This window comes from Pseudomonas sp. AM4(2022) (assembly GCF_036346515.1).
Lineage (GTDB): Bacteria > Pseudomonadota > Gammaproteobacteria > Pseudomonadales > Pseudomonadaceae > Aquipseudomonas > Aquipseudomonas paracarnis.
The window spans coordinates 1-16592 of the sequence record NZ_JAOTNW010000040.1 but is presented as its reverse complement, the minus strand read 5'-3'; the positions used below and the strand labels follow the sequence as shown (position 1 = coordinate 16592).

8 protein-coding genes, 1 rRNA gene and 2 pseudogenes are annotated in these 16592 nt (G+C 58.5%); 5 read left to right on the top strand and 6 right to left on the bottom strand.

The window, feature by feature from the left end; translation table 11 throughout:
• Positions 1-100 precede the first annotated feature (100 nt).
• Both rrf and ODQ19_RS27565 read left to right on the top strand, forming a co-directional pair.
• Positions 101-216, top strand: a 5S ribosomal RNA gene (gene rrf, locus ODQ19_RS27570).
• Positions 217-490: 274 nt separating this feature from the next.
• Positions 491-2371: a methyl-accepting chemotaxis protein gene (locus tag ODQ19_RS27565; protein ID WP_116665317.1), complete on the top strand. Its 1881-nt coding sequence runs from the start codon at positions 491-493 to the stop codon at positions 2369-2371.
• A gap of 63 nt (positions 2372-2434) precedes the next feature.
• Here ODQ19_RS27565 and ODQ19_RS27560 read toward each other — a convergent pair whose 3' ends face one another.
• From ODQ19_RS27560 to ODQ19_RS27545, 4 genes are all read right to left on the bottom strand, one after another.
• A complete protein-coding gene (locus tag ODQ19_RS27560; protein WP_330211783.1) occupies positions 2435-5812 on the bottom strand; it encodes an amino acid adenylation domain-containing protein in 3378 nt (1125 codons plus the stop codon).
• Complete coding sequence (locus ODQ19_RS27555) at positions 5809-6756, bottom strand: diiron oxygenase (RefSeq protein WP_330211782.1); 948 nt, start codon at positions 6754-6756, stop codon at positions 5809-5811. The genes ODQ19_RS27560 and ODQ19_RS27555 overlap by 4 nt, the downstream gene beginning before the upstream one ends.
• Complete coding sequence (locus ODQ19_RS27550) at positions 6753-7511, bottom strand: DUF3050 domain-containing protein (protein WP_330211781.1); 759 nt, start codon at positions 7509-7511, stop codon at positions 6753-6755. The genes ODQ19_RS27555 and ODQ19_RS27550 overlap by 4 nt, the downstream gene beginning before the upstream one ends.
• A gap of 378 nt (positions 7512-7889) precedes the next feature.
• On the bottom strand, positions 7890-8600 hold the full coding sequence (locus ODQ19_RS27545; protein ID WP_330211780.1) for a GntR family transcriptional regulator: 711 nt from the start codon (positions 8598-8600) through the stop codon (positions 7890-7892).
• 319 nt (positions 8601-8919) lie between these two features.
• Here ODQ19_RS27545 and lapG point away from each other — a divergent pair, with 319 nt between their 5' ends.
• The 3 genes and pseudogenes from lapG to ODQ19_RS28315 form a co-directional block, all read left to right on the top strand.
• The gene (lapG, locus tag ODQ19_RS27540) at positions 8920-9543 is read left to right on the top strand and encodes a cysteine protease LapG (protein ID WP_225931476.1); all 624 of its coding nucleotides are present in this window, start codon (positions 8920-8922) and stop codon (positions 9541-9543) included.
• 14 nt (positions 9544-9557) lie between these two features.
• On the top strand, positions 9558-11504 hold the full coding sequence (gene lapD, locus ODQ19_RS27535) for a cyclic di-GMP receptor LapD (protein WP_330211779.1): 1947 nt from the start codon (positions 9558-9560) through the stop codon (positions 11502-11504).
• Positions 11505-11522: 18 nt separating this feature from the next.
• Positions 11523-11612 (top strand): annotated as a pseudogene (locus tag ODQ19_RS28315) (outer membrane lipoprotein carrier protein LolA); the annotation flags it as partial.
• 16 nt (positions 11613-11628) lie between these two features.
• On the opposite strand, the gene ODQ19_RS27530 reads toward ODQ19_RS28315, so the two are convergent.
• Both ODQ19_RS27530 and ODQ19_RS27525 read right to left on the bottom strand, forming a co-directional pair.
• Positions 11629-11967, bottom strand: coding sequence for a hypothetical protein (locus ODQ19_RS27530; protein WP_003187438.1), 339 nt, complete (start codon positions 11965-11967; stop codon positions 11629-11631).
• A gap of 151 nt (positions 11968-12118) precedes the next feature.
• Positions 12119-16592: pseudogene (locus ODQ19_RS27525) on the bottom strand (LapA family giant adhesin); the annotation flags it as partial.

Sequence of the window (16592 nt, the reverse complement as noted above, 5' to 3'; positions counted from 1 at the left end):
AAAACCCCTGTCTGCTAACGCAGACAGGGGTTTTGTTTATGTAGAAGCTCATGAATTTCACCGGCACGTTGCCAACGCAACGGTCTGGTACACAGAATTTCTTGACGACCATAGAGCATTGGAACCACCTGATCCCATCCCGAACTCAGCAGTGAAACGATGCATCGCCGATGGTAGTGTGGGGTTTCCCCATGTGAGAGTAGGTCATCGTCAAGATTGAATTCCGAAACCCCTGTCTGCTAACGCAGACAGGGGTTTTGTCGTTTGGGGCAGCTCATCACCGCGAATCTGCTTTATCCCTACCGCCTGTCGGTTTTCTACGCTAAAAGAAGATGCTTCTCACAAATTTCTAAGATTTGTCGAGGTTTGGCCGAAAGCCTGACGAGCCATGCGTGCACCGAAATAGAGCGACCGCAGAGTCCGCCTATCCCGTTACATGGAATGTTCCACTCGGCACGCTCACCCCCCTTTGGCAAAAGAAGTCGATGAAATGAATCTCAAGTTCAGTCATAAAATTCTGTTGGCCGCGTCAGGCGTCGTGGTTTTAGCCTTCGCGTTATTCACCCTCTACAACGACTACCTGCAGCGCAGCACCATCAGGCAAAACCTGACGTCGTCCATCCAGCAATCCGGCGAGCTCACCGCCAGCAGTGTGCAGAACTGGCTGAGTGGTCGCATCCTGGTCCTCGAGAACCTGGCGCAGAACGTTGCCCACCAGGGCAGCACCGCCGACCTCCCAGGTTTGGTCGATCAGCCAGCATTCACCACCAATTTCCAGTTCACCTATGTAGGTCAAACCAATGGGGTATTCACCCAGCGACCTGACGCGAAGATGCCTGACGACTACGACCCTCGTCAGCGCCCTTGGTACAAGCAAGCAGTAGTGGCGGACAAAACCATGCTTACTCCGCCTTATATGGCAGCTGTGGGCGGTCAGATCGTGACAATTGCCATGCCGGTGAAAAAGAACGGCGAGTTGTTGGGTGTTGTCGGTGGTGACCTGAGCCTGCAGACACTGGTGAAGATCATCAACTCGGTAGACTTCGGTGGCATTGGCCATGCGTTTCTGGTCAGCGGCGATGGCCAGGTCATCGTCAGTCCAGACCAGGACCAGGTGATGAAAAACCTGAAAGACATCTATCCCGGCACCAACGTGCGCATTGAGAAGCTCAATCAGGACGTCGTACTCAACGGACAGGATCGCATCCTCTCTTTCACGCCTATCAGCGGCTTGCCTGGCGCTGACTGGTACATCGGCCTCTCGATCGACAAAGAAAAAGCCTATGCCCCGCTGGGCAAATTCCGTACTTCGGCCTTGATTGCGATGTTGATTGCCGTTGTGGCTATTGCGGTACTCCTGAGCCTGTTGATTCAAGTCCTGTTGCGCCCGCTGACCACCATGGGCGTGGCCATGCAGGACATTGCCCAAGGCGAAGGTGATTTGACCCGACGTCTGGACGTGACCAGCAAAGACGAGTTCGGCGAGGTCGGCAGCGCATTCAATCAGTTCGTCGAGCGAATTCACGCGTCGATTTCCGAAGTGTCTTCGGCAACGCGCCAGGTGCACGATTTGTCCCAGCGTGTGATGGCTTCATCCAATGCGTCGATCATCGGTTCTGACGAACAGAGCGCGCGTACCAACAGCGTGGCCGCAGCCATCAACGAACTAGGGGCCGCCACCCAGGAAATCGCGCGCAACGCCGCTGATGCGTCCCAGCATGCCAGTGGTGCCAGCGAACAAGCTGACGATGGTCGTAAAGTGGTGGAACAAACCATCCAGGCGATGTCTGAGTTGTCGCAAAAGATCAGCCTGTCCTGCACTCAGATCGAAACCCTTAACGCCAGTACCGACAACATCGGGCACATCCTGGATGTGATCAAAGGCATTTCCCAACAAACCAACTTGCTCGCCCTCAACGCGGCGATCGAAGCGGCTCGTGCTGGCGAAGCAGGGCGTGGTTTTGCCGTCGTAGCTGATGAAGTGCGTAATTTGGCGCACCGTACCCAGGAGTCGGCAGAAGAAATCCACAAGATGATCACTTCGCTGCAAGTGGGTTCGCGTGAAGCCGTGACCACCATGAACGCCAGCCAGGCTTCCAGCGAAGAAAGTGTTGAAGTCGCCAACCAGGCAGGTGAACGCCTGGTCAGCGTGACGCAACGTATCGTTGAGATTGATGGCATGAACCAATCCGTCGCGGCCGCCACCGAAGAGCAGACCGCAGTGGTTGAAACCCTCAACGTCGATATCAACCAGATCAACCTGCTGAACCAGCAAGGTGTGGCCAACCTCAACGAGACGCTCAAGGACTGCGATGCGCTGTCCCAGCAGGCCAGCCGACTGAAGCAATTGGTCGATAGTTTCAAGATCTGATCCTGACCGCATCGGAGCGAGGCCCCTCGCTCCGATTGCGTGGCCCTACGTCCAGGGTGCTATTCAGAGGAAATTAATAGCGCGCAGATAGTCGCAGCCTTTGCGTAACAGCGCCTGGCTCTTGGGTGGATAGCACATCCCCATTCTTTCCAAGCCCCACCGGGCATTGTCGTAACGGATCATCGACGTGTCACCGATGTCTTCGCCCAGTCCGTCCAAATAAAAGCCGAGCACCCCGAACAGCGCGTTATCGCGACTTACGTTGCGCAATGCCCGTTGCCAGTGCTCAACGCTGACTCGGTCAAAAACGTGCCCAGCCTCGCGGAATGCATCGAGGTACTGATCCCAACTCAAGGGCAGCGGGTTGTGCAGGTTGAACACATTTCGCCCAGGGTCAAAGTGAGCGCTGTGGAAGGCGATGAAACGAGCCAGGAAGTCCACCGGCATCAGATCGAAATTGGCGTCCAGTCGCGGGACCAACCCCAATTGCAGGGACCCCTTGAGCATCAACATCAAGCGGTTTTTCTGTGGCTGGCAGACGCCGTTCTGGCTGTTGAAGCTGATATTCCCCGGGCGATGAATATTGACCCATGCCCCTTGTTCGACTGCCCGTCCTAATAACCGCTCGGCTACCCACTTGGAGAGGTTGTAGCCATTTTTCACGTAGAGCGGCAGTGTGCGGCTGGCAGGTGTTTCAAGAACGTACCCATCGGCATCCATGCTGCTGCAGGCTGACAGCGTCGAGATGAAATTGAGGACCTTCTTGCAGTGGGTCTCGCAAAGACGCAGGCACTCCAGCACCGGCTCGACGTTATCCTCGGCGAGTGAGGCGTAATCCATCACATGATTGACCTGCGCGGCGTTATGTAACACCACGCCGTAATGACGGGCGAGGTACTCGTACACGTCGTCGGCCAAGCCCAGGCGGGGTTTACGAATATCGGCGGCGTATACCCGCACTCGGCTCAGGTCCAGATGTTCCAAGCGGTATTCACGTAACGCCTGGGCGAACCTTGCCGCCGCCGAATGGCCGGGCAACTCACGTACCAGGCACGCCACGTCCTGCGCTCCGCCAGCCAGAAGCGCCTGGACGATATGCACCCCGACAAAGCTGTTCGCTCCGGTGACGATGGCTTTGCGCAAATCTCCCGCAAGGGCCTGGGGCAGCACCTCGACCTCCAGTGCTCGCGTTGCATCTTGCTCCATCTGGTTGGACGGGGTATCGGGCAGCGCACCGCCCTCCATGAGTGCGGCCAAAGTGCGGATGGTCGGCGTCTCAAAAAAAGGGCTCAGGCAGAAGCTACGGCCAAACTGCTCGCGCAGGCGTATCAACAGGGTCGACAACAGGATGGAGTGGCCACCGAGGTTGAAAAAACTCTCGTCAATCGAGAGTTCGCCAGCGGGTAATCTCAGCAGCTCACCCCACAGGTCAGCCAGTTGGGCCTGCAAAGGGTCTTGTACGCTGCAGCGACTCATCCCGATGGGTATAGGTATTGGTATGGCCAGTAAAGCCTTGCGATCGATCTTGCCGTTATCCGAATGGGGCATGCATGCCAGCTCGCTCCAAGCGCTGGGCTGCATGTGTGCGGGCAACCACTGGCGAGCATGTTCCTTCAGGCTTGCCAGCGTAGCGCCAGGTTCTGGCTGGGCGGCAAAACCAATTACTCTGTGTGCCGCATCGATCACTACTGCCATTTGGCGAAACAAGCGACTATCGCGCAAGCACTGTTCAATATCCTGAGGCTGGACTCGAAACCCGCGGATCTTGACTTGCTCATCCCGGCGGCCGCCGAGTTCAATGCCCTCTTGCGTCCATTTCGCCAAGTCGCCGCTGCGGTAAGCCCGTAGCACTTGGCCATTTGGCAGTGTCAGCGCCACGAACGGACTGTCGGCCCGCGTCGGTGTATTCGAATAGCCGAGGCTTACGCCTGGGCCGACAATGTACAAGTCCCCCATTACCTGTTCATCCACAGGCTGCAGGTTCTCGTCGAGAATCAGCACCTGGCTGTTGGCAATGGGGTGGCCGATATTGCGATGGCTGTCACCTCGCTGGAACACCCGATGGGTCGCCAACACAGTGGTCTCGGTCGGCCCATAGAGGTTATGCAATTGGCATTGATCGGCCAGTTGTTCGATCACGCAGGGCTCGCAGAAATCGCCTCCGGTCAGCAGATGAGTCATGCCCAAGGGTTGATCCAAAGGCAGGATACTGAGCAGCGCCGGTGGTAAAAACCCATGTGTGACGCGTTGCTGGCGAATCAGCTCTACCAGTTGCTGAGGGTCGTGACGTTGGTCTTGGCTGGGAACAATTAACTCGGCGCCGGAGATCAAGGCCGGGAAAATATCGATCAGTGACGAATCGAAGCCCAGCGGCGAAAACTGCAGGACGCGGCTGTGTTGATCCAACGCCACGCAATTGATGAGCCAGGCCGTGAAATGCGCCAAGTTGTATTGGCTCAGCAGTACCCCTTTAGGCTGGCCCGTGGTACCCGAGGTGAACAGTGCCACGCAGGGCTCGTCGCCACCGGGATGATGGCGCATCAGCGGTTGCGTCATGTCGACGCTGTGCGCGGCCACCTGGCTCACATCAAGTGAAACGAAACGCTCTCGCAACGGGTGCTTGCCATTCTCCAGCAGCACGCAAGCCTTCAGGCTGGTCAGCATGCAGTGCTGGCGTTGCTCCGGGTGGTCCGGAACCAGCGGCAAATACACGGCGCCACAGCCAAGCACGGCAAGAATGCTGGCGTACAGCTCGGCGGATTTCTCCAGGCATACGCCGACCACGCGTGGTGACTCGACACCCTCCAGCAGGGGAAGCAGGCGTTGTTGGATTGCCATGGCTTGTTGCTGGAGCTGCCGATAAGTCAGCACATGACCGGCGATGTTCAGCACTGTTCGATGCGCGAAGGTATTGAGGCTGGCCTGTAGCCGTTCGATCATGGGCGTCCGGGCCGCTTGCAGTAAGGCAGGGGCCGTCGTGTGGTTGAACCGGTGCATGAAAGCCAAGGCATCCAGCCCTTGCAGGCCCTGTTCAGGCCAGGCGTTAGCAGTGGTCGTTGCCGAGAAATAAGCGGGGTCTCTTGAGAAACCGCAGACCAACAAAGCAGCCCACTCCACCCCTGCATTCGTTGCCTGCTGGCGCAACCGCTGCCCATTGCCGCTGGGCTCCTGGGCAACGTTGTGCACCGCCAGCAGGCGCCGCTCACGGTCATAGCAGCGCAACTGCAGTGAGGGCAGCCCGTGTTCGAAGACTGGGCCGATACCCACGCGCAAGCTTAACCATGGCGCACGGGCGGACGAGGGCGGCAGCGGCTGACTCCCGTCTTCAATCACCAGGTCGACAGACCCTGTTCCTGCCACATGCCCATATTGTTCCAGCTCCTGCCTGAGCGCCGCCAGCACGTTACTGGTACCACGCCACTCGATCTGCAAGCGCCTCATGCCAACCTCCTCGATACGGGCAGGTAGTCGCTCAGAGCTCGTGCCACGCTGGGAGTTTGCAGTACACCGCTGTGGTGCACAAAGCCCATGATATTGGCCACCAGCGGATGTTGGTGGGTGATGGGAAAGTCCAGCGCCTGGATTTCGTCGCGCAGTGCCACGCGAGTGTCGGCACTGATCGCCAAGTGGTCGATCAGTTGCAAATCGAAGTCTTTCTGTAGGTCGTTGGTCAGGTAGTGCGTCAGGAACACGGGCAGGGCTTGAGCGATGTGGTCGCGATCTTGCGGGCTTGCCGACTGCCAGTAGAGGCGCACCAACTGTGTCCAGAACCGCGCATGCCGCCCTTCATCAAACAGATGATCGGCCATCAGGCCGCGGACAGAGGATTTGACGCTGCCGTCTTTGGAAAACGCTGCAACGTCCTGGGTGACGGTGTTCTCAGCGATGGCGACGCCGATCAGCTCAACGGCATCGTGCAAATATGTCGGTACCTGTGCCTGGGCTGCCGGCAGCGCGCGGCTCAATTCAATTTGCCCGGGTAGATCGAGCGGTTGAATCCCGGTCATGGCCACGGCTTGCTGCAGGAAATCCAGCGCGACCAGCGCGTGGTAATCCTCGTCGACAACGACCGTCATTGCGTCGTAACGGCAGGCGAGCGGGAAGGGCAGGGAGAAGCGATCTTTAGCAATGCTGCGCGCGGTTTTGTCGACGATCTCGGTTTCGAAAATCACCACGTCATTGATGAATTTGTAAAAGCTTTGCACCAGCACGAAGTCGCGCCATTGCGGGCAGTGCTTGAGAAAGGTCGCACTCAATACCAGAGGCTGGCGGCACAGGGGGAAGATGAGTTTGTCGTCGTCTTCCAACATCCGCCGGGGGCGTGTGCGGATGGTTGCGCGACGCTCCCAGTCATCGGCAAAGGATTGGTAGTTGGCGGCGTTCACGGACGTACCTCTTGCATCGAGGTCAGCACGTCGTCCCAGAGAGTAATACGACTTTCTACGGCGCCCAGGGCGGCGCTATCGGCTTGTTGCTGACGACTGGGGTCGGCGTCGATCAGGTGCGTTAGCAACTGTTGCGCCGCAGGGCCGTGGTCATCGCTGTCCAATTCGATATGGCGGTTGAGGTAGTAACATAACGTAGGGGCCTGCCGACCTATGAAAGCATGGCTATGCAAAAGCCTCTCGAACATAGACGCAATCACACTCTCGCGGCCATGCAGGAATGCCGCCGCCACACAGTGGGTTGGGGCGCTCAAGGCGATTTGTAAGGTGCTGTCGACGAAGCGGGCCACGCCCAGGGGAGCATCGATCATTTGCAAGGCTGCGCTTACCTCCACTCCCTGGCTTTGCAGGTCGATAAAGCGAGTGATTGCGAAAGTGCTGGCGCCCACTTCCGTCATGGCGTCCAGATACAGTTCGAAGTGGCTGCAATAGCCCCGTGTCGGGTGTTCGTCCGACTCTTCAGCCAGCACGATTTCATTGATCAGGCGGGCAGCACGGGGGGCAGCGCAGGGGAGCCAGGGTAACTGCGTGCACGTGAGGTCCTGTTGCAGGCGTTTGGCCAGGCTCATGAAGTCCCAGACAGCAAATACATGGTGTTCCATAAAGTGTTGTAACTTGCCAACGGTGGTTATTTCTATAAATAACGGGTGGTCGAACAGTTTTTGTTTTTTTTGCTCAAGTAAATAGTGATGCATGGTTGACGCCTATAGTTGTTGCGAGTGCTTTAAAAGCAGTGTTGGACTGTTATAGTTGTGGGTGCAAGAGTAACTTGATCGCGTTCACGCGCACGGCGCTACCATTTAAATAGGCGGCCGCAGCGGTATGGGAAGGCGTGGCTTGCTGAGCGAAGATAATAAGCTGATTGAATGTTTGAACCGGTATGCAAATGTATTAAAGGACTTTGCCGATGTTTATATGTGCGGTAAGTTGCCCGGCTATAGGTGGGATTTTTCCGTACACTCAGTCGGCGTTAATTGTTCTTTAGTTGTTTTTTTAAACATTTCTGATGGAGCAACACCCCTGATAGGGAAGCTGCTCCATCACCTGAGGATTAAGGGCAAAAGCAAAAAAACTTACTGCACGGCTTTTTTGTCGGCGCTCTCAAGGCTGCTGAGGTAGGTGGCGATCACCCCCATGCCTCGCATCAAGTGGTTACGCAACGTGAGGATGCTCTCCTCGACCTTCTTCTGCGCCACCAGGCTCAGCAGTTCGCGGTGATCTTCCTGGGAGGTCTCGCCCAGCCCCATCGCCTCAAGGTTGAAGCGCAGGAAGCGCTCCTCCTCATTCAAACCGTGCTCGACCAGGGTGAGTAGTCGCTGGTTGGGCGCCTTGCCATATAGCACCATGTGAAACAAGCGATTGAGGCGACCAATCTCGGTGTAGTCTTTTTCGCGTTCCAGCGAATTGATACAAGCCTCGGCTTGAGCAAGGTCCGCGTCGGTGAGCAGCGGAATCGACAGGCGCAAGGCTTCGGACTCCAGCAACATGCGCAAGGCATAGGTCTCTGCCGAATTGTCCTCGATCAAGGGGGCAACGACGGCACCCTTGTGAGTCACCACATGCAGCAAGGATTGCGCCTCCAGCTGGCGCAAAGCTTCACGCACGGGCATGCGGCTGACGCCGAACAGGCTGGCCAGTTCTTGCTGGCGCATGGCGGTGCCACAGGGCAGTCGCCCATCGAGGATGGCATTACGCAAGGTTTCTTCAATAACGGAGCGCGCAAGATGGGCGGGAATAGGCCCGCTGATTTTGATGCTGCTTAATGGGTTCGGCTTCTGCGTCACGGTTGCGCTATCCTCCTTTCTTGAATAATAGGTTGGCTAATTGGATCCAAAGAACACTAAAGATGGGCCAGGCGCTTGTCAAACAGCCAGAGTTTCCGTTTGTAAGGGCTTACACAGCATACTTTGTGTCTCTCACAAGGGGCGGTTATAAAAACACCGCCCCCTGGGATGATTGCACTGTGCCATTGTTTTTTGTAGGGCCAGGCTTCACCATTCCTTGAAATTCCGTCTCTTTCATGGACTGAACACTTTGGCGGTAAGTTTTATTCCCTATCGACTGCTTTGCTGGCTTTTATCAGCAATTTTACTGGCTGGCCTGATGCTCGGCGGGCTGCGTGCCGATTGGGATTTCTCGCAGATCAGCCGCAAGGCCACCGCCGTCTACGGCCCGTTGGGGCAAGGCCAGCAGCGTATCGACGCCTGGCAGCGGCTATTGGCGAGTGAAAAACAGGTCAGCGAGCAGGAGCAGCTCAAGGTCGTCAATTTGTTCTTCAACAAGCAAATGACCTACGTGGAAGACATCGATCTCTGGCATGTCGTCGATTATTGGGAGACACCCGTCGAAGCACTCTGGAAGGGGGCTGGTGACTGTGAAGATTACGCCATCGCAAAGTATTTCAGTTTGCGTCACCTGGGTGTGTCCAGCGACAAATTGCGCATTACCTACGTCAAGGCCTTGCGGCAGAATCGGGCGCACATGGTCCTGACCTATTATTCGACCCCAGACGCTGTCCCACTGGTGCTCGACAGCCTGATGGATGAGATCCTGCCGGCCACCCGTCGTACCGATCTGGTCCCGGTTTACTCATTCAACGCCGAGGGGCTGTACTTGCCCGGTGCCAAGGGCAACAAGAAAGTCGGTGATACCAAACGCTTGTCGCGCTGGCAGGATGTGTTGAGAAAAATGCGTGCGGAAGGCTTCCCAGCCGAGCCTGCCAACTAGGAGTAACTGATCGGATGTCTCTGTTCAAACAGCTATTGATTGCAATCTGTCTGTTCCTGGTGGTCGCCTTCAGCGGCAGCTTCATGGTCAGCCTGGAAAGCTCGCGCACCCAATACGTCAACCAACTGCGCTCCCACGCCCAGGATGCCGCGACGGCGTTGGCGCTGTCGCTGACCCCGAATATCGACGACCCGGCCATGGTGGAGCTGCTGGTCAGCTCGATCTTCGACAGCGGTTACTACGCCAGCATCCGCGTCGTGGACCTGGCCACCGACAAAACCATCGTCGAGCGCAGCGGTATTCCTGACAACAACGGCGTGCCCAATTGGTTCGTCAAGCTGATCGGCCTGGAGCCGGCCGGTGGTGATGCGCTGGTCAGTCGTGGCTGGGAACAGGCCGCGCGGGTTGAAGTGGTCAGCCATCCGATGTTCGCCCTGGCCAAGCTCTGGCAAAGCGCCCTGGGCAGCCTGGGCTGGTTGCTGCTGTGCGGCGCGGTCAGCGTGGTGCTCGGTGGGCTGTTGCTGCGCCGGCAATTGAAGCCGTTGGACTATATGGTCAAACAGTCCCACGCCATTGCCCGCCGCGAGTTCCTCAGCCTGCCTGACTTACCCCGCACGCCAGAGCTGCGGCGCGTGGTACAGGCCATGAACCAGATGGTGGAAAAGCTCAAGGCGCTGTTCCAGGAGCAGGCCGAGCGTAGCGAAAAACTGCGCACTGAATCCTATCAGGACAACCTCACCGGCCTCGCCAACCGCCGTTATTTCGAGATGCAGCTCAATGCCCGCGTCAGTAACCCGGAAGAAACCAACTCCGGCTACCTGCTGTTGCTGCGGGTCAAGGACCTGGCCGGCCTCAACCAGCGCCTGGGCGGCCAGCGCACCGACCAGTTGCTGCAAGCGGTTGGCCAACAATTGCTGCGCCAGTGCGCGCCGTACCCGGAAACCCATAACCTCGTCACCCGTATTCGTGGCGGTGAGTTCGCTGTGCTGGCGCCAGGGTTGATGCGTGAAGAAGCGGTGCAACTGGCGCAGAATCTGGAAAGCACTTTGCTCAGCCTGCAAGCGACCGGTGCCAGCGACGTTACGCCGGTCGCCTATATCGGCCTGGCGCCGTTCAGCCATGGCGATGCGCCCCAAGCCCTGCTGACCCTGGCCGACCAGGCCCTGGCCCAGGCCCAAGCGCAGGGCGACACCACTTGGGTGTGCTTGGACCGCAGCGCCGCCGCCAGCGTGGGAGACGATCACCATGCCTGGCATACCTTGTTGGATCAGGCCCTGACCCAACAGCGCTTCCAGCTGTACTTCCAGCCGGTGGTGGCCAGCCAGGATCCACAGTTGGTCCTGCATTACAAAGTGCTGTCGCGCTTGCAGGGCGAGGACGGCCACACCATACCGGCCGGCCGCTTCCTGCCGTGGCTTGAGCGCTTCGGTTGGTCGGCCCGCCTGGACCGCCTGATGCTGGAGCAGGTGCTCAAGCAGATGAGCAGCCACACCGAGAACCTGGCGCTGAACCTCTCGGCCGCGACCTTGCAGGACACCCAGGCTCTGAACCGTATATATGACCTGCTACGCCAGCACAGCAACCTGGGCCCGCGCCTTACCCTGGAGATCGGTGAAGAGCAACTGCCTGAGCAGCCCGTGCTGGAACAGATGACCCAGCGCCTGCGCGAGCTGGGTTTCTCCCTCAGCCTGCAACGTTTCGGTGGGCGGTTCAGCATGATCGGCAATCTGGCGCGCCTGGGCCTGGCGTACCTGAAGATCGACGGCAGCTACATTCGCTCCATCGACCAGGAAAGTGACAAGCGCCTGTTTATCGAAGCTATTCAGCGAGCGGCCCATAGCATCGACCTGCCGCTGATTGCCGAGCGTGTAGAGACCGAGGGCGAACTGAAGGTGATTCGTGAGATGGGGATTTTCGGTGTGCAGGGCCAACTGTTTGGCGAGCCCGCGCCCTGGAAGTAATTACCTGTAGGAGCTAGCTTGCTCGCGAAGATCGCCAACGATAACGCGCAAAGCCTGACACCCCGTGGCGATTTGAGTTTTTTCGCGAGCAAGCTCGCTCCTACAGTGCGTAGGAACGGTTGGATCAAATCAATCCTTTCTCGTCATCATCGATCAACTGGCTCAACCCACCCAACGCTTCCCGCGCCTGGTTACGGTCCATCAACTTGGCCTGGGCTGCCGGCGGCAGGTCGGTCACGCTGATCACCCCCTTGCGGGTCAGCACCTGGATCAAGTCATCCAGCACCCGGATCATCTCCAAGTCGCTCTGTTTGAGCTGGGCCAGGCTGGTTTCCACCACTTCGTTGGCGTACCAGGCCTGTATCTCATGGTGATCGGCCGGCAGGGTTTCAGTGGATTCGGTAAAGGCAGCAGCCTCTACGCGAACCAGCGCGCCCTGTGCATCACGTTGCACGTAAAACATAACAACCCCTCGAAAATGCGCCACAGGCGTTCAACAGCATAGGTCAACGCGGCGTGTATGGGCGTGAGTATGCGATGCCCCGTCCGCCAGGGCCAGCCACCCGCGGGCCAAAAAAAACGGCCGCCTGAAAGGGCGGCCGATTAATCGTGTCTTAAGTGTGGTCGATCTTGATGGTCGGGTCGGCACCACTGATCAGCGAGTTGATGCTGGTGTGGGACCAATCGTTGCCTTCCAGCTTGATCGTCACATCGGCATTGGCCAGGCCACCGGCGGCGTTGAGCTTGCCTTCACTGCTCACTTGCAGGGTCGACACGCCGTCTACCGTGGTGATCTTGAGGTAGTTGTCGATGGTGCTGTCGGTTTCACCTTTCAACAAATCACGCAGATCGATGCGGTCGCCTTCCGAGGCCTTGAAGTCCTTGATCACATCGTTGCCGATGTCGCCAGACTTCCACACAAAGGTGTCGGCACCCGAGCCACCGATCAGGATGTCGTTGCCCTGGCCGCCAATCAACGTGTCGTTACCCGTGCCACCCAGCAGGATGTCATTGCCTTTGCCACCGTCGAGCGTGTCGTTGCCGCCCTGGCCAAACAGGATGTCATCGCCAGCGCCGCCCAGCAGCGTGTCGTTGGCATCCTTGGCGCCGGAGACGTCGAAGTCCACATAGTGCTCGGTGACGTACTGGTGAACGTTAGAGGCGGTCACCGCAGAGACAGCCACGCCGGTCTTCTGCGCCACAAATGCCTGCAGTGCGTTGTAGCCCTCACCGTTGATCCCGCTGAAGCTCACCAGGTCGCCGAACAGGATGTCGTTGCCATCACCCCCGATGACGGTGTCTGCGCCAGGCAACGTCGCCTCGGTGTGGCCGAGGATCGCATTGGCCAGGTCCTTCGGATCGATGTTGGCTTGCGGCTTGCCATCGCTGTCGTACGGAGCCAGCTGGTTCAAGCTGACCCCGCTGTTGAGGCCGATGGCTTCTACGCCACCTGTGGACAGGCCTTTGAGCAGTGCGAACGCGCTGTTGGAGTTGAGGGTGGTGGAGTAGTCGGTCTCGTACCCGAGGCCGCCTTGTACCGAAATTTCATAGGTGCCATCCCCTTGGGCATGGATTGTTCCCGGGTTGGACTGCCCCCAGCCCCACCAGTTGTTGGTCCACAGGGTTACCTTGCCAGCAGAGTCGATATCAATTAAGTGACTCGAGTCGATGTTGATCCGGGTGGCGGTGCCTATGGTGTAGTTGTTCATGGTGACGACATCATCGAGCCTGACGTTGCCGTACAAGTACGGGTTAGTCTGCTCGGCCGCTTGGTAAAACGTCGGCTGGCCATCGGTGATGAAGTACGTTGTGTTGATTGCGTCTGTGTTGCCAGTCGCCTGGGCACTTTTGAAGAAGTTGGACGCGGCCTTGAACACATCTTCGTAGTTGGTCCCGCCGGTAGACACCATGGAATCCAGGACTTTCTGCAGCGAATCCAACGCACCTGGGTCTTTCAGGTTGACTGTCACCGTGCGATTGACCTGGTCACTGAAGTCCGCCAGGAAGATGTTCACGGTGCCAGAGGTGCTGGAGCCGATACTGTTTTTCAGCGAGTTGAACGTGGTGGTCAGCGAGGCTTTCGCCGCCGCTATCGAGCTCGCGCCCATACTGCCCGACGTATCGATCATGAACGCGATGTTGTAGTTCTTGCCCTGCACCACGTTCAGGCCGGCGACGTCGGCCACGACGATGTCGTTGCCATCGCTGCCATTGATGGTGTCGCTGCCCGAAGTGCCGGTTACCGGGTTGTAGGTTGCCGGGTGCACCGTGACTGGCAATTGCGCGGTGGTGGTCGCCGAACCACCAATGCTTTCGGTGGAGGTCGAGGTGACCGTCAGGTTGAACTGGCCGCTGTAGTAGGTCGGCGGCTTGATGCTCAGGGTGTTCAGGTCCCAGCCGGTGACGTTGACTTCGCCCACGGTCTTACTCGCTGTGAAGGTGTGGCCCGACGCGTCGGTGAGTACCGAACCTGCCGGAATGCCACTGACCTTCACGCTCAAGGTTTCCGAGCCGTCGGTATCGGTCAGTGCGGTGGTGACTTTGGACAGTTTGACCGTCCCGTTTTCCTGGCCTTCGTTGAGCTTGTAGCCCACGTAGTAACCGTCACCGTTGCTGCCATGCAGGTCGGACACGGTGACGCCGGCGTTGGTCAGGTCGGTAAGGCCGGTGTACAACGGCACGGTGCTGGTGCTCAAGTTCTGCACCGCCCCGCCGTTGACCGACAGGTTGACGTCGAAGCTGCCTGGGCCCGCCTGGTTGGCCTGGTAGATCTCAAGGCTGTAGTAACCGGTGGTCGTTGGCGTGAACGTGCCGCTGAACTTGCCGCTGTTGGTACCCCACAAACCGCTGGCGACGTCTTTACCGCCAACGTTGACCACCACGCTGTCATCGGCGATACCGCTGAAGGTGTAGCTCTTGCCCGCTTCCATGTAGATCAGGCCAGAGATCTTGGAACCAGAACCGGCGGTGACGTTGTCGACGGACTCGACGTTGGTCACCACAGAGGTGTTGTTGGGTGTGCCCGCGTTATCGATGGCTTTTTTCAGTACATCCGGTGCAGCGCCGTTGCCGTTGTTGCCGAGGCCGGCAATGCTGTTCCAGCCCTGTTTGACCAGGCCGGTGGAGGCAACGTTGTTGTCTGCCACGCTCAGGGTCGGCGCGTCGGCTACCGGCGTGATATCGACTTTCACCGTGGCGCTGGTGCCCAGGTCCTTGCCATCGGTTGGCTGGAACTTGAACTGTGCGTAGTCCGCCTGCTTGTTACCCACGCCAGTGCCGCCGTAACCGTCGGCGCCGGACTCGTTGGCGTTCGGCGTAAAGCGCAGTTGGCCGCCATCGATCTGAGCCTTGGTAAAGGTCTGGCCGCTGGTCACGTTGGTCCAGGTGCTGCCGTCCGCCGCCAGGTATTGCAGCTTGCCGGCTACCGGCAGCTCGGTGATTTTCACCCCGAGGCTGGCTTGTGGCGAGTCCACATCGCTCACGCCGAAGTTGGCCCAGGTCAGGGCCAGCGCCGTGTCTTCCGTACCGGTCACGGCACCGCCAGTGGCCACTGGTGCATCGTTGACCGCTACCACGTTGACGGTGGTGGTGGCCACGTTGGAGTAGTTGCCGCCATCGGTCACCGTCACGGTGATGGTGCGCGGCGTGGTGCTCGGGTCGTGGCTGTTGTTGGTGAACGTGATGTTCTTGATCTGCTGCATGTAGTCGGCCAGCGACGCGGTGCCGGTCAAGGTCAAGGTGATTTTGCCGGTGGCAGGGTCGGTAGTCGGGGTCACGGTGATGCCGCTCACGCCGCTGAAGTTCAGCGAGTCGCCTGGCTGGCTGTTGGTCAATACCACGGTGGCGCCGGTCAGTTGGGTGCTGTCCGGGTCGGTGATCTTAATGTCAGTGTCAGCAATTGACACACCGGTGCCGCCTTCGGTGAAGGTGGTCTTGAAGTCCGCACCGCTGGCGCCGCTGGAGTTGTTGGCATCCAGGTCGATGACCGGCGGCGCATCATTGTCGATGATGTTGGTGGTAACACTGCCATTGCCGACCACCAGGTTTTCGAAGTTGCCGCCAGTGGTCTTGTCGATGGTGATGACGATATTTTCAGTCGGCTCGGTGATCTTGTCGTCGAGCGTGCGGATATCAAACGGTACGCTGCTGGAGCCTGCCGGAATCTTCACGGTGTACACGCCATTGAAGTCTGAACCGTCGGTAGCGGTGCCGCTGTACTTGAGCGTCACGGTCACGTCGGTTTGCGGCGGGTTGCTCAGGGTCAGCGTGTAGTGCGCCGTACCGCCTTCAGTCACCGACGCATCGCCGGTAATGCTGATGGTGGTGTTGCTGACCACATCGGTCACTTTGGTAACCACGGTGCTGCCGTCGACGATCAAGTGTTCGTACTTGTCGCCACCGCTGACCACACCCGTGATTTTGGTGGTGACGTCATTGGCGCCGACATACGCATCGTTAGGTGCGGTGGCGGTGGTGAAGCTGGTGGACTTGCCATTGCCGATGGTGATGGTCGAGCCGTTATCCAGCTTGACGACCAGGTCTGAGCCAACGTTGTTCACCGCCACACCGTTCTTGTCGACCAGGGACGCGGTGTACACGATCTGCCCGCCTTCGCTGACAGAACCAGTGGCTTTGAGCACCACAGTCACGTCGTCGATGGTGTCGTTGATGGTAGTCGTGGCGCCGCCTGGTGTGATGCTCACACCTTCGAAATTGCCGCCGGTAGTGCCGGTGATGTTGACGGTCTGGGTGCTCTTGTCGATGAACACATCATCAGTCGGCGCAGGGACGGTCACCGTGCCCACGGTCGCGCCTTGCTTGATGGTGATGCTCGAACCGTTATCGAGCTGGACCACCATATCGCTGCCGGCCTTGTTGCTCAAAGTGGCGGTGTAGGTGATCTGGCCGCCCTCGTTGACAGCCGTCGGGGCGGTCAGGGTGACGGTGGTCAGGTCGGTGGTGCCCGGCGTGTCGGTGACGGTGGTATTCACCGCGGTAGTGCCAGGGACCAGGTTTTCGAAATGCTCGCCGCCGGTCACGCCTTTGATGGCGGTTGTGACGGTCTGGTCGCCTTTGTAGACGTCGTTA